The 14,814-nt window shown below is 38.8% G+C and carries 13 protein-coding genes; 5 read left to right on the top strand and 8 right to left on the bottom strand.

Going from position 1 to position 14,814, the window contains the following annotated elements; genetic code table 11:
* Positions 1-395: 395 nt before the first annotated feature.
* Complete coding sequence (locus FFM66_RS08225) at positions 396-1,370, bottom strand: helix-turn-helix transcriptional regulator (RefSeq protein WP_137605586.1); 975 nt, start codon at positions 1,368-1,370, stop codon at positions 396-398.
* A gap of 94 nt (positions 1,371-1,464) precedes the next feature.
* Between FFM66_RS08225 and FFM66_RS08220 the strand changes: the two genes are divergently transcribed.
* The gene (locus tag FFM66_RS08220; RefSeq protein ID WP_137605585.1) at positions 1,465-1,944 is read left to right on the top strand and encodes an effector binding domain-containing protein; all 480 of its coding nucleotides are present in this window, start codon (positions 1,465-1,467) and stop codon (positions 1,942-1,944) included.
* Positions 1,945-1,991: 47 nt separating this feature from the next.
* On the opposite strand, the gene FFM66_RS08215 is transcribed toward FFM66_RS08220, so the two are convergent.
* The 4 genes from FFM66_RS08215 to FFM66_RS08200 all read right to left on the bottom strand — a co-directional run bounded on the left by FFM66_RS08215 (position 1,992) and on the right by FFM66_RS08200 (position 7,737).
* Complete coding sequence (locus FFM66_RS08215; protein ID WP_137605584.1) at positions 1,992-3,098, bottom strand: NADH-dependent flavin oxidoreductase; 1,107 nt, start codon at positions 3,096-3,098, stop codon at positions 1,992-1,994.
* 220 nt (positions 3,099-3,318) lie between these two features.
* Positions 3,319-4,557, bottom strand: coding sequence for an L-lactate MFS transporter (locus FFM66_RS08210; protein ID WP_048603497.1), 1,239 nt, complete (start codon positions 4,555-4,557; stop codon positions 3,319-3,321).
* A gap of 141 nt (positions 4,558-4,698) precedes the next feature.
* Positions 4,699-7,125, bottom strand: a complete 2,427-nt coding sequence (locus FFM66_RS08205) for a flavocytochrome c (RefSeq protein ID WP_048603498.1) — start codon at positions 7,123-7,125, stop codon at positions 4,699-4,701.
* Between the two features lie 15 nt (positions 7,126-7,140).
* Positions 7,141-7,737 (bottom strand): NADPH-dependent FMN reductase, encoded by a 597-nt coding sequence (locus tag FFM66_RS08200; RefSeq protein ID WP_048603499.1) that lies wholly within the window; start codon positions 7,735-7,737, stop codon positions 7,141-7,143.
* 234 nt (positions 7,738-7,971) lie between these two features.
* Here FFM66_RS08200 and FFM66_RS08195 point away from each other — a divergent pair, with 234 nt between their 5' ends.
* Together FFM66_RS08195 and FFM66_RS08190 are read left to right on the top strand one after the other, a co-directional pair.
* Complete coding sequence (locus tag FFM66_RS08195; protein WP_048603500.1) at positions 7,972-8,913, top strand: LysR family transcriptional regulator; 942 nt, start codon at positions 7,972-7,974, stop codon at positions 8,911-8,913.
* 34 nt (positions 8,914-8,947) lie between these two features.
* Complete coding sequence (locus FFM66_RS08190) at positions 8,948-10,132, top strand: MFS transporter (RefSeq protein ID WP_137605583.1); 1,185 nt, start codon at positions 8,948-8,950, stop codon at positions 10,130-10,132.
* A 45-nt stretch (positions 10,133-10,177) separates the two neighbouring features.
* On the opposite strand, the gene pcp is transcribed toward FFM66_RS08190, so the two are convergent.
* The 3 genes from pcp to FFM66_RS08175 are packed head-to-tail and all read right to left on the bottom strand — an operon-like array spanning position 10,178 to position 12,477.
* Positions 10,178-10,822, bottom strand: a complete 645-nt coding sequence (gene pcp, locus FFM66_RS08185; protein ID WP_137605582.1) for a pyroglutamyl-peptidase I — start codon at positions 10,820-10,822, stop codon at positions 10,178-10,180.
* 16 nt (positions 10,823-10,838) lie between these two features.
* Positions 10,839-11,783, bottom strand: a complete 945-nt coding sequence (locus tag FFM66_RS08180) for a DUF979 domain-containing protein (RefSeq protein WP_137605581.1) — start codon at positions 11,781-11,783, stop codon at positions 10,839-10,841.
* A 1-nt stretch (position 11,784) separates the two neighbouring features.
* Entirely contained in the window at positions 11,785-12,477 is a 693-nt protein-coding gene (locus tag FFM66_RS08175; protein ID WP_246038431.1) for a DUF969 domain-containing protein, read from the bottom strand.
* 246 nt (positions 12,478-12,723) lie between these two features.
* On the opposite strand from FFM66_RS08175, the gene FFM66_RS08170 reads away from it, so the two are divergent.
* Positions 12,724-14,079: an MFS transporter gene (locus FFM66_RS08170; RefSeq protein ID WP_137605579.1), complete on the top strand. Its 1,356-nt coding sequence runs from the start codon at positions 12,724-12,726 to the stop codon at positions 14,077-14,079.
* Between the two features lie 156 nt (positions 14,080-14,235).
* Positions 14,236-14,628, top strand: a complete 393-nt coding sequence (locus FFM66_RS08165; RefSeq protein WP_137605578.1) for a VOC family protein — start codon at positions 14,236-14,238, stop codon at positions 14,626-14,628.
* Positions 14,629-14,814: the final 186 nt, after the last annotated feature.

Raw genomic sequence — 14,814 nt, 5'->3', positions numbered from 1 at the left:
TATGGAAAAGAATAATTTTTTCAATAATTAACCATATTAGCAACCTGTATCTAAAAGATTAAGTATTATCATAGGTTAAGTTGCTTCATTTTCATTGAATAGCACTCGTTTTGTATGGAGGTATTTGTCTTTCTATCCATCTTTCCTGAAAATCTGTATTTTTCTGAAAGATGGATTGTTAATCGACAGAGCCTTTATACCTATAGCTAACCCCTAACTGCTTCGTATATATTCATGAAACAAAATAAATTTAGGAATACGTCATTGATTAGCTATAATTCCTGAACCAATTTTCTAAATTACTATCTAAGAAAAAATTTTTGCGGATAGTCATTTAGAAAAACAGCAGGGAAATCCTATAATTTATAGGAGAGATAAAGCAGAAAATTCCAATTTTATCCACTAAATTTTCCAATATAGCCCTGAATTCGTTCCTGTAATTTCTTTTCAACCATATCAGGAATTTCCAGAATCTTACACTCCTCACCAAGAAACAACAACCAATTGATGGCCTCTTGAATTTTTTTAGAATCATTTAAATCAATAAATACTTTTACAATGGCTGTTGACTGAAACGGTGAAGTATAAGCCAGCAGTAAATGAATTGGATGGTATTTTTTAAATTGTGAGATGGCAGTACCACTAAGCTGCAACTTGAAATTGTTTACAGGTGCTTGTTGCGTCAATAACATACGAATCTTTTTTTCTGTCCATGTGTTCTTTGAGGGTGCCAAATTAATCTCCAGAATATCTTTAACAAAAATTATTTTCTCTTCTTTTTTGTCGAGATCAAAGCCATCAATTAACCATGCTCCATTTTCTTGATAAAGGTGAAGAAGATAGATGAAGGAAGTTTCCTGTCTGTTCCCCTCTTCCACCACTATATTCAGATAAACATCTTTCAAAGCTAAACGGATGACTTTCTCTACCATAGGTGAAGGCTGATCGCTGAGTTCGAGCAGCTCCGGATTTTTAGCATTAGTGCTCGCAAACTGAATCAACTGATTCAAAATAATCAATTCCTCCTGCTGACTTTCAGAAAGCAGTCCTAATAATTTTTCGGTCAAAGACTGGCGACTTTTTAAATAAGGAAGCTGCTGATTGCGTGTAGCCATAAAAGCAAGAAAAAGCGCCTTTACCTCATCGTCTTTGAACCGAATCGCAGGTAAAAGAGAATTTTGGATAACGGAATAGCCGCCATCTCGACCAACTTCTGAGACCAAGGGCATACCACTGGCCTCAATTTCTCGCACATCGCGAATAGCTGTCGCGCGGGAAACTTGAAACTCGGTCATTAATTCAGAAATTGTAAAATGACCACGATTGTTGATATAGCGCATCATTGTATTGATTCGTTCTACTTTTTTCATCCCGACTCCTTAAACAGTATCACTTTTTGATATGATTAAGGTTTATTATAACCTTGTCAGCAAGAATGGCAATAAAAACAAAGGTGGAATTAAAATGACAGACTATAAATTACAATCAAAAGCAAGTTTCAACGTTGCCGGAACAGGCGTAGAATTAAAAAGCCATTACACAGATTTTATGGGGATCAATCAAGAAAAAGCAGATTTTTATAAAAAAATTCAAACAAACGGAACTTTTGATAAATTGAAATCAGTAGCAAAAACACCAGAATTATTTCTAGTAAATGAAGCTTATGACGATAAAATGATGTATTACTTCGGAGTACAGACGGATGAAACATTGCCGGAAGTCACTCGGAACATTGAATTTCCTGCAAGCGAATATCTTATTATCTCTGGAACTTCTTCTGATATTGAATCTTTGGCTATGCAATTGACAGGCAGTGCTTTTGGAGACGTTCTGATGAATCTTTCTGACTATGCCTATGTAGGTGGTCCTAATACTGTCGTTGTGAATGAACAAAAAGAAAATCAGGTAACGGGTGAAATTTGGATTCCAGTGGTAAAACAATAATCAAAAAAAGTGTATCTGGACTTGAAAATCCGGATACACTTTTTAGGTTAATCAATTAATCGTTCTGGCATCATATTGATTAAAAATTCCCAGACACCATCATGTAAAAGCAGTTCCTCACGGTCATACTGGCTAAGACGGGTGCGTAATAGTTCTTCTTGATTATTCAAGACCTTACTTGGCCAATGAGGATCAATCAAGATTGCCCGTCCAATCGCAACAAAATCTGCTTGTTTTAAGACATTTTCTGCATCCTTTTTGGTTCGGACATTCCCTACACCAATCAAAGGTAGCCGATGATCAATTTTCTCTGCCACATAATCCATCATTGCTTTGTCTTGGTAGTTTTCACTAACAGAGACTTTCGCAAAATCGTTAAGAGAAAGATGTAGGTAATCCAGTTTTTTATTTGCTAATTGATCGATAAGGAACAAAGTATCATCAAATCGAATCCCTGGCGTTTCATATTCTTCTGGAGAAAAACGATACCCCACAATAAAGTCTTCCGCGTCGCTTTTATCCACTGTTTCCAAGACCTTATCTACCAATAAATCAATAAAATGAAATCTTTTATCTAACGTACCGCCCCATTCGTCTTCCCTACGGTTGGAATGAGGAGAAAAGAATTGCTGAATTAAATAAGTGTTGGCTCCATGCAGCTCAACCCCGTCAAACCCTGCTTTAATGGCTCTTTCAGTAGCCTTTGCAAAATTATCAATCAAGGTGTAAATTTCTTCTGAAGTCATTTCACGAGGTGTTTCTGCCTTTGGACGTTCAGCGGCAACCGCGCTGGGTGCGATAGTTTGGGTTCCCCGCAAAATCGCTGAGTTTGTCATTCGTCCTCCATGAAAAATTTGCAGAATGGCTTTCGTACCATTTTCTTTGATGGTTGAAGCCAATTTTGCTAACCCGGGAATAAAACGGTCATCATACACGCCTAACTCCCCTTCCCAGCCTTTTCCATCTTCTTGAACGTTTGCTGCACCAGTAATTACTATGCCAGCTTCACCAGAGCGCAAGCCATAATATTCCCGTTCATCTTGCGTTACTACCCCATCATAAAAAGACATTTTTGTAGTCATTGGTGCCATAACGATCCGATTTTTTACTGACAATCCTCTTGGAAACGTAAACGTTCCGTCTATTTTTGTCATTCTTATCCATCCTTTTATTTTTCATTACTCTAGTTATAACATTCTTTCCTCACTTTTTAAAAGAATGTTGTTTTTGGAAGAGATTTCACCTAAGTAAGGTGTATTTTAAAATTAGTTAATATCTATCAGTCACAGAAAGATTTTATCTTGTTTACTATGCCGAAATTAAAAGCCGCTTCTCCTAAAAAAAGGAAAAACGACCCAAGTTGTCTATTTTTGATTATCTGCCTTTAACCAATGGTTCTGCTTGTTGGTTTTTCTTTCGTTGGATATAAACGAGATCCAACAATAGTCCCACAACAGCTAGTACAATTGCTGTGTAGAAGGCTTGGGTAAAGTCACCATTGTGGTTCGCTGCCATCCCGGTTGCAACTTTTGGTCCAAAAAAGGCTGCCGTCGAATACCCGATAAAAACGATACCGTAGTTGACACCTTGATTGACAGGACCGTAGTTTTCCATAACCATTGATGGAAAAACTCCCATCACGCCACCAAAACATAGACCTAAGCCGATAATACCGATAGCAAAAGCTGCCGTTCCCGAAAGCAAAGCTAATACTAATAGTGAACAAGCCACCACAGTATAGATAATCAGCAACGTTTTTGTCCGCCCAAGACGATCAGAGACGGTTCCCCAAAGAACGCGACCCAAGCAATTGCTTAGAGAATAAAGACTTACGTAAAACGCAGCAGCTGCCGCAGTTAAACCAAACATTTCTTGTCCAATGACTGCAGCATTTGATGCAATCATCAATCCGGAGAATGCACCGACGCCCAGCATAAAAATAATTAAATAAAATTCTGGTGTTTGCAACATCTTTTTCCAATTTTTATTAATTGAACTATTGCCACTTTTTACAACCGGCGCTGTCCATCCCTTTGGCTTGAAGTCAGTCGGTGCATTTTTAATAAAGAAATTGGCAACGACAACGACAAGTATATAGGCGATTCCTAACATCCGAAATGCGTACAACGCATCCTGTGATTCAATCAGACTATTGGCAATTGGTGCAGCAATAATTGCAGCCCCCCCCATTCCTGCTGTGATTAGTCCGGATGCTAAGCCACGTTTGTCTGGAAACAAGCGTAAGGTGTTGCTTAGGCAAGCAGAATAAGCAAATCCTTGCCCCAAACCAGCTAAAATACCATAAGTAAGATAAAGCATCCCTGGCGAATTTACTAGTCCAGTCAAGAAAAATCCTACGCCGAAAAGAATCCCACCAAAGAAAATCGTCCATTTGGCTAACCCTCTATCTGTTAGAAACCCACCAAGAATCATAGTGATTGGTCCAACAGCGGCATTAATAGTAAACGCCAACATAATTTCTGACATGCTCCAACCCTTTAATTGACTTAGTGGACCTGCAAAAACGCTAAACGCATACACTGCACCAGTACACAGCAAGACTGCTGTTGAAGCAATTAGAACTGGCCAGCGATTCAATGATTTATTTTCCATTTTCTTCCTCCATTGCTATTATTGTTACAAAATTCACATGGATTTTTAAAACCGCTAAACGAACAATCCATTTACTAAATCAATGAGCATTTTTCTACTCACTGATTTAGCAAATTTTTTCCTACACTATGGATGAATCATTTATTCAAAAAAATCTTTGATTGCCGTTTTCCCAGCGATTCGTCCAAAGGTAAAGATATCCGTTAAGGAATTTCCTCCCAAACGATTTCCTGCGTGAATTCCACCGGCAACTTCCCCGGCAGCATATAATCCAGAAATTTGTTTTCCATTTTTGTCTAAAACATGTGTCTGCGTATCAATCTTCAATCCACCCATAGTGTGGTGAACAGCTGGTTTTCTTGGTGTTGCATAGAATGGTGCTTTCGTAACTTTTAGATCGAAAACATCTTTGCCAAACTCAGGATCATTTCCTGCATCTACATAAGAGTTATATTTTTCAATCGTGTCTTTCAGAGTTGCTGGGTCCATTCCAAGTTGCTCTGCTAACCCTTCAATCGTTTCTGATCGGAATAAGGTTCCTGCAGCAACTTGTTTGTCTAATTTTTCTTGATTTGTATTGTAAGCTGTTTTTTTAATTTCATCATCGGCAATCAAGTAAAACAGACTGCCGTTATCAATGGCCGCTTGAGTCAGAACATCCCGACTTTCATACTCATTAACGAACCGTTTGCCTTTTTGATTAACCATAACAAAGTTTGCTGGCGGTACCTGTAACCCGCTGAATAGTGCTCCGGTATTCGGATCAGAAACAGGCATCATTTGTGAAAAGCCCATACCTACTAAATCCGCTCCCGCACTTTCACCTAGTTTGATTCCGTCACCGGTAATCGCAGGTGAATTCGATGTTTTAATGTCGTCATCAATTTGTGTCCAGTAAGTATTGTATTGTTTCAACATTTTCGTGTTGGCACCAAAACCACCTGAAGCCAAAACCACTGCTTTTGCATGAATCGTGACTTTTTGATTATTAATGCCTCGACCAATAAGACCTACTACCTTGCCATCTTCAATCAGTAATTCTTTGACTGGTGTATCGGTCAGAATTGTGCCGCCATTTTTCTCAACGAACTCTTTCAATGCAGAGATAAAGGCAAAGCCTTCACTTTTAAGAGGTTTGTGTCCCCGACGCCATTTTGCACCAACAGGCATATCCACGTGATTTTTATCGAACGCTACGCCAACTTCTTCCAACCATTCGACTGATTCCAATGCATGATCCGTTAAGATTTTTACAAGATCGTATTGACCATAAATGACATTTCCTTTTAAGTCTGTCCGTTTTCCGCCAAGATACGTTTGGATTCGATGCCAAATTGAGGAGTCAAAAAGATATTCTTTCGTGTCCGTAGTTTCCTTCAAATAAGCATTGATTTGTTGTTTCAATGTTTTAAAATCGGCTAAATATTCTGGATCGATCGTACTTTCATCTAGATGCAGCATTTCTTCCAATGTTGCACTTTCACCCGGCAAAGCATCAAAGCTATTTTGCCAAGCAGGATCCGCTGCATTCATTGGTCCTCCAGCTCGAACTGTATTTCCGCCAAGTGCAGGGAATTTTTCGACGAGGATTACTTTTTTTCCAGCCTGTAAAACACTGGCTGCCGCACTTAAACCTGCGCCACCACCACCGACAACAACAACATCTGTTGTGTATTCTACCGCTTTTGTTTGAGGAATGAAGCCGGTTTTGGGGCGCTTTCTTAAAGCATCCGGATTTGCTCCGGCAAGTTGTACCGCCTTTGCCACGCCATCAACTACCCCGTGACTGGTGACTGATGCCCCAGAAACGGCATCGACATTCAGGGTTTGCCCATCAATGATTTCTTGGGGAATTCGAGTAAAGACAATATCTGCAATTCCTTCTGATTCACCTGATGTATCGATATCGATTGCTTCGATTCGATCATCGCTTAAAGTGACAGTCATTGGTAGATTTCCGTTATGTCCCACCGCCGTCACTTCATATTTTCCTGGTTCAAAGGTGATATTTTCTGGAACATTCAATAAATTGGCAATTTCTGTAAAACGGATGAATTTTCGGAAACAGCTTTCTAGAAATTCAATCGTTCTAACATCCTTCAAATTACCATCTTCATCAAAGGCTTGTTGCGCACGACCTAGTAAAAATTCGCTCCCTGGCATAACCGAAGCATTTACTCCCGGTGCGTCCAAAATTTGCCGTAAATGCAATTGTGCGCGGGATGATCCTTGAACATCATAAGAAGCTCCAACAATCATAACTGGTTTACCATCGAAAGGATGGATATTGAAGGACAACCATTCTAAAACGCTCTTTAATGCAGAAGGAACGGAATGATTGTGTTCAGGTGTCGCAATGATGACTCCATCGGCTTCGCTGATTTTTTGGTTGAGGGTTTGGATGACTGGGCTTTCTGTTTGATCGTCTGTTTCATTAAACATTGGTACATTTTTGATTTCTAAAATTTCAATTTCAGCAGAATCTGCGAAATGTTTTTTCATGAATTGCACAAGTGTTCGATTATACGAATGATTGGCATTTGTTCCGATAAGTGCTGCATATTTCATTTTACTTCCTCCTCACTAGACTTCCCATGAAAATGGTTTGGTTTGTTTTTTACTGCGATCCTTTAACAATTGGTTGGTCAAGGTCACAAAATGCAAAAACTCATTAAAATCTTCTTCCAGTTCCGCAACCTTCTCTTGATCCTTCAGGTTTCCTTCTTCATCAAAGGCTTGTTCCGAATGACCTAATAAAAATTCGGCACTTGGCATAAGACGGGCTTTCAATTCTGGCGCATCTAAAATTTGACGCAAATGTGCTTGAGCCCGAGAAGACCCCAACGAACCCAATGAAGCCCCCGTTACCATCACAGGTTTATCAATTAATGGTTGTGTCGTATAAGATAGCCATTCCAAAACACTTTTTAAAGCAGCAGGAATTGTGTGATCATATTCTGGTGTACTGATAATCACACCATCAGCTTTGGTAATCTTATTTGATAGTTCTTGGACTGCTACTGGTGGTGTTTTATCTTCCGGCTCATCAAAAGCTGGGATATCTTTGATCTCACAAAGTTCGATGGTTGCTTGATCAGAAAAATGTCTTTGGATAAACTGTAATAATTTTCGATTGGTGGAACGATCCGAGTTTGTTCCAACGATTCCGATAAGTTTCATTTAAAAACTTCCTTTCAAAATTAAATGTGATATATTTAACAATATTGAAGAAAAAAATTTATGTTGCTCAAAAAATGCGCAAATAACTTTTTTATTTTTCTTCTGTTTTGTAGTAAATATCGTTTCCATTTACTTAAGGTCAGTCTAATCCTTACACAACTGTTTGTGAAATATTTATTTAACTATCATGCTATAAGTATTTTGTTATAATGAAAAGAAACTGGAGGGATACTCATGGCTCTAAAAGACTCACCGGTGATGCTGCATTATTTAGATATTCTTCTAAAGCACGGAAATTACACCAAAGCAGCCAAAGATTTATTTATTTCGCAGCCTTATTTAACCCAAGCGATTCAAAAAGTAGAACAAGAATTAGGAACAGAGATTATTAATCGTCATACCGGTCACCTGCAATTGACAGAGGCTGGCAAGGTTTACTATCAATATTTAGAAACCCTCGAAATGGAGGCCTCTCAACTTCAAAAGAAATTGGAGCTATATACTGATCCCGATCAAACAAAAATTCGAGTCGGCATCTTGTCTAGCTTAGGGATTTTTCTCCTGCCGCTTTTTCTGCCGGAATACCAGCAAAATAATCCAACAGTAAAATTGTTGTTGGATGAGAAGTTGCCAAAAACCAATGAAAGTAAGGTGTTGAAAGGCGAAACGAATTTTTACATCGGTCAAAATCCCGAGACCGTTTCCCCAAATCTAAAGGTTTACGAGTGTTCAAAAGAAAATTACTATGGTATCATTCCCGACTCTTCTCGTTTTTACCAAGCAGGTATTCGCTTATTAGACCTAAAATCGATTGCAATAAAGGACTTGCTGCAAGAAAAATTTGTGCTGACTTCCAGTGGATCAGCGATTCGTCGTCAAATGGATCAGCTCTTTCAAAAATATAAAATTGAACCCGCAATTTCCCTAGAAAGCGATAATATCTATACAGTGGTGGAACTTGCTAAAAACGGTCTTGGGTTAGCCATTGCTCCGGAAAGTGTAATTTATTCTCTTAAACCCGGAAACTATAATTTGTTTCCGGTTACCGAATTATCCCTGAGCTATTTCATTGCTCATCGTATGGATAAGACGCTCTCAAAAGCCGAAGAAAATTTTGTCACTGCTTTTTTAAAAGGCATTCAACAACAAAATTTTTCTTCTTTATTTCAAGACTAGCTAACCAACAACTAAAAAAACTTACGAGGTAACTATGGCTACATTACTCTTATTTTTCATTTATATTGCTTTTATTGGACTAGGCATACCCGACTCCCTATTAGGTACTGCTTGGCCGGCGATTTATCAAGATTTTCAAGTTCCGATTGCTTCCCTTAACATCCTAACATTGGTCCTGCAAGGAGCGACAGTTATCGCTAGTTTGAACAGTGCACGCTTGATTAGAACATTGGGAACCAACAAAACGGTAGTTATCAGTACCTTTGCCACAGCAATCGGTTTATTCGGCTTTTCTTTAGCTCCGAATTTTCTCTGGCTGGTCTTTTGCTCCATTCCCTTGGGTTTAGGTGGAGGCGCAATTGATGCTACACTGAATAATTATGTTGCTCTTCACTATCAAGCGATTCACATGAATTTTCTCCATTGTTTTTATGGTATCGGAATCACTATGAGTCCTCTGCTGATGAGTCAGATTTTAGGTGGCGGCCAAAGCTGGCACCAAGGATACCGTTTAATGTTTTTTGTACAATTAGTGATCGCTTTTTTGATGGTTTTCAGCCAACCCTTATGGGGAAAGGTTCAGGCAAAATGGGCGCAGGTTCAAGAAGAAAGCCAACCAAAACAAATTTCTTTGTTTCACCTAAGCAAAAATCCTAAAGTCCGCTTGGTGTGGCTTGTCTTTATTAGCTCTTGTGGATTGGAATTTACTAGTGGCATATGGGGCGCCAGCTATTTTGTTCAGGTTCGGGAAATACCGGTTGCCGCCGCTGCCGGTGTTTTAACCTTTTATTACTTGGGAATGACAATAGGTCGCTTTTTCTCCGGTGTCCTTTCCCGTTTTTTAACTACTTGGCAGATTATTTTTATCGGTGAGGGAATTATCTTTGGGGCTTTACTTCTACTCATTTTTCCCCTTCCACAAACGTTTGCCGCTTTGCCCTTATTTTTTATTGGTTTGGGCAATGGCCCGCTTTTTCCAAATTTCACGCATTTAACGCCAAAAACCTTTGGAAGGAACTATTCTCAAGCAGTGATTGGTTCACAAATGGCTGCTGCTTATATTGGTGTCATGCTGATTCCCCCTTTATTTGGTTGGCTCGCAGATCAATGGTCACTGCACTTATTTCCTTTCTTTCTTTTGCTCCTGACCATTTTGCTGACAGCTGCCAGTTATCTTCTAAAAAATGAAAAAAATGCAAACAAAAATTCCTCCGATTAACACGATCAGAGGAATTTTTGTTTTATACAGTTATATAGACAAAGCTTAATGTGTTGTTCCAACATTCAACTGAATGTCTTCTTTTTGTGTAACTGCAGCTTCAATCGCTAATTCAATGGTTTTTGCGATGGTAGTAATTGGCATTGATGGCGTATCTGCAGGTTTCCCCACTGCTTGACTTGTTTCAAAAGGTACGTGGATAAATCCTCCTTTAACAGTAGGAAATTCGTTGGCAATCGTGTACAACAAATTGTACATAATTTCGTTGCAGACAAAAGTTCCGGCAGTATAGGAAATGTAACCGGGCAGTCCATGATCATTGACATGTTTGACCATCGCTTTGATTGGTAAGGAAGTAAAATATGCTGTTTCGCCATCCTCCTGGACTTTAGCCCCTGCTGGCTGATTTCCTTTATTATCAGGAATCCGAGCTTCAATTAAATTGATTGCTACCCGTTCAAAAGAGACAGAGGCCCGACCCCCTGCCTGTCCGACACAAATAACGATATCAGGCGTTTCTTTTTGAATCGCTGTGCGAACTTTTTCTCCACTTTCGCCAAAAACAGTCGGTACTTCCAGCTTAATGATTTCTGCCCCAGCAATCTCATTAGGTAATAATTTAACTGCTTCATATGCAGGATTGACTTTTTCTCCGCCAAACGGATCAAAGCCGGTAACTAAAACTTTCATGTTCATCCAACCTTTCTTATTTGAAAATCAACATATAAACAATTTGGAAGACCAGCATAAACAAAGCGACAAAAATTTGATTTTTTATAACACCATATTTATCCTTCATTTCCAAAATAGCAACAGGTACAATGTTAAAATTGGCTGCCATTGGCGTCATCAATGTTCCGCAAAAACCGCAACTTAACGCCACCATTACAACCAATGCCGGATCTGCCCCATAGGCTAGTACAAAGGGCGCACCAATTCCGACAGTCATTACGGTGATTGCAGCAAAGGCATTTCCCATGATGATTGTAAAAATAACCATGCCTAGAGCATAGATAATGATTCCTACCGTCATGTTCCCTTTTGGCACGATTTCGCTCACTCCATTGGAAATAACTTCACCAACACCAGCCTGAGTAAATACCGCTCCTAATGAAGCCAAGAGCATCGGCAGCATGGATAACGGACCAACTGTTCCTAACATTTCCACCGCATCTTTGAAAAAAGTCGCCGGCTTATTATCTTTTGAAAAGAGCATCATTAAAACAATTGCCAGTAACACGCCAAGACCAACACCAACTAAAGCACCAAGCTTAGTGAACAAAGCAATAATAATTGCAACAAAACCAATACTCAACGCCGGCAGAAAAATCCGATTACCGATTTTATTTGCCATGTTTTCCATGTATTCTTTGCTTGCAGCATGACTTTTTCCTTTTGTCACTTTTTGCAAGATTGCTGGAATCGTCATCACTAAAATCAATACCCCAACCCAAACACTAGGAATCCAACGCCCAAAACCAATTACGATTCCTAAAATCAACCAAAAAATACCCGTACCAAACCGATTTTTATTGCTGTGATCCAATAAATTATAGATTCCTGTACCTGCTGAGATCAACCCCATGACAAGATAAATGATCTCCAAAAGCTTCTCACTTAATAATACCTCTGAACTTGAAAAAAAGGTCATTTTATTTCTCCTCCTTTTCGCCATAATATTTTTTCATCAAACGTTTATCTTTAAAATAAAAATAAAGACAAGCAACGACTAAAGCCACAAGAGCAACGGGAATCTCAACGACCATCAAACGGACGAGTGAGACTTCATAGCCTAAACTTTTTAATGTAGACTGTACTAGCAATGCTCCTGCGCCACCGATAAATAAATTCTGTCCGAAAAACCAAGTGATATTTTCCATGGCGGAAGACATCCCTTTTAAGTCTTCGGAATAATTTTCATTTTCCGGCATTTTTTTCGATTCCACAGCGCCTTCCATCATCGGATAGACAATCGGACGGACGAATCCAGCGACACCGCCAAAGCTAACGTTAAATGCCGCAAAGATTGTACGAAACACCCCGTAAATCATCAAAATCGTACTGGTATTTACACGTTTTGCTTTTTTTATCAAGCGAGCAGCTGATTCTTTTAATCCATTTCTTTCCAAAGTTCCGGTTGCCAACATAATAATAATAAAAATAGCCATTCCTCTATTCGCAACGAAGCTCGTTCCCAAGGTCTCCAGCATTGCCGTAAATCCTAATCCACTGACTAGCGCTGTTGCGATCAGCGCAACCACAACAATCAGAATCGAATCCAACTTAAGTGCAAAGCCAATGATAACGATGACGACACCAATTAAACTTAAAATATTTGCATCCAATAAATGATTCCTACCTTTCATTAAACTAAAATCTATTCTACAGTAGTTTGAAAAAACTTCAACTAGACTGAAAATTTCCTTATTTTTTGCTGAAAAAAAACAAACCGTAACTAATAGTGTGTTTCTTTAGTAATCGACACTAAAAACGGTGTTTCATTGACAAATAGCAGAAACAACTATATAATTGCTTGCGCAAGCATAATTAACCGTTCGCTTACTGCTCACCTTTTGATTGGAGGATTTTTTATGAAAAAAAATAAACGCTGGATGATGCTGGCGATTTATGGCGCTACTTTTATGACCGCCATTGAGTCAACCATTGTGGTCACTGCTGCTAATGACATCTTTAAAAGTTTCAATAATCAAAATGACTCTGTTTCATTATTATTTTCGAGTTATCTCTTTGCCAGTGCAATTGCCACACCCTTTTTAAGTCATTGGGCCGATCAAATAGGAAAGAAAAAAATTTTTCTTTTCGGTTTAGCTCTATTTACTTTGGGAACGATGCTTTGCGGACTTTCGACTTCTTACCTCAGCCTAATTATTTTTCGAGTGATTCAAGGTATCGGTTCGGGTGGGATTCTACCTATTACCTTTGCCTTGATTGGTGATTTATTCGATTTAGAACAGCGGGGCAAAATCATGGGCTTGAATAATTCTGCATGGGGAATCACCTCTCTGATTGCTCCTTTACTAGGAGGAATGTTGGTATCCAATTTTACTTGGCACTGGATTTTTTTCATTAATATTCCTTTTGGGATCGCGGTGTTCCTAATCGTGTTTTTCGTCTATCATGAAAAAAAGCAGCCAATAAAAAAAGAAAAAAACAGCCATTATCTTCGCCAACAGGTCATTTTTGCTGTGCTGCTATTTCTTATGCTTACAAGTATCCAACTAATGACAACAAATCTGCTTCTTGGGGCACTACTCTTTCTATTCGGGTGTGGATTACTTTGGGGATTTATCAAATTAGAACGAAAAGAAAAAATGCCGATTCTTCCCCTCACGACGTTTAGAAAGAAAAATTTTCTACTGTTTGTTGCAGTGATTTTTTTGATTAACGGGGCACTTATCGGGTTTCAAGTCTACGTACCATTATGGGTCCAAACTGAATTGCACTTCACCCCCACCTTGGCCGGTCTTGCTTTACTTCCTTCCTCGATCCTGTTCATTACCGGTTCTTATTTCTCTGCACAGCTTGCTGGTTATTTTGGTAAGAAAAAAATTTTGCTCCTTTCTTTAACACTTATTTTAGGTATTTTTGGGATTATGAGCTTTTTGCCTGCCTCAGCTTCTTATCTTATTCTTTTGTTATTAGCAGGATTTTCTGGGCTTGGCATCGGTCTAGCTTTTACAATCAGCCTGATCACTGCCCAGTCAAATGCCACGGAGGAAAATATCAGTACTGTCTCAGGATTTATTACCTTGTGTCGAACCTTAGGACAAAGTTTCATGATTACACTTTTAGGAATCTTTTATAGCTTTGGGTTTGCCCATGATTCTCAGACTTTGACTGGCTATCACCTCGTATTTCTTTTTTCAGCTCTCATCATTGGTGGCATCCTATTCCTGATCCTGCCTCGTAAAATTGAGAATTTCTAAAAATAGCTTTTAAAAATTTGAAAAATCGGCAGCCATTAAAATCGATAGCGAATGCTTTTCCCATCTTCAGACAAATCCTATTTTTGGCTATTTTAGTTTATCTCATGCTATACTTTCATTGGTAACGATTTCAACGGCATGTTAGGAGGAAAAAAAATGAAACAAGCATTTCCGTTTTTGACGTATAGTGGTCAGGCCGAAGCTGCGATTAATTGGTATCATCTAGCCTTTCCAAGTTCTGAAATTACCAAGTTAAACCGGTATGGGGAAGCCAGCAAAGATGAACCAAATCTTATTCTCGAAGGGGAACTGAAACTAGGTAATTTAGTGATTGGATTTTTAGATATGACTAAGGATTCTCCAGCACCAATCTCCAATTGGGCAACATCTATTTTAATTGAGGTAGACGGACAGACTGAATTTGATCAAGCGTTCAATACGCTAAAAGATGGTGGCACCATAATAATGCATGAAAAGAATTTTGATAAATATACTGAGATTTGTTGGGTTACCGACAAGTTTGGATTTACTTGGCAGTTGCTTTTTTAAACCTTTTGCAATCAACTAAAAAAGAAAATGCCATTTGTCTCTCCTGTTCATTGGAGATCAAATGGCGTTTTTTTCTGGTCCTCACAGCCAAAAAGTTTCCCACCTATCGAACGGAAAATAAAATAACTCAAAATGAAAAAAATCCACAGCTGTTATCGTGTCTAAGACAACAACTGTGGATTTTTA

Source organism: Enterococcus songbeiensis, assembly GCF_005405265.1.
Taxonomy (GTDB): Bacteria; Bacillota; Bacilli; order Lactobacillales; family Enterococcaceae; genus Enterococcus_C; species Enterococcus_C songbeiensis.
Note: the sequence above shows the minus strand (reverse complement) of the source record. Positions and strands in the feature narration are given on the sequence as shown.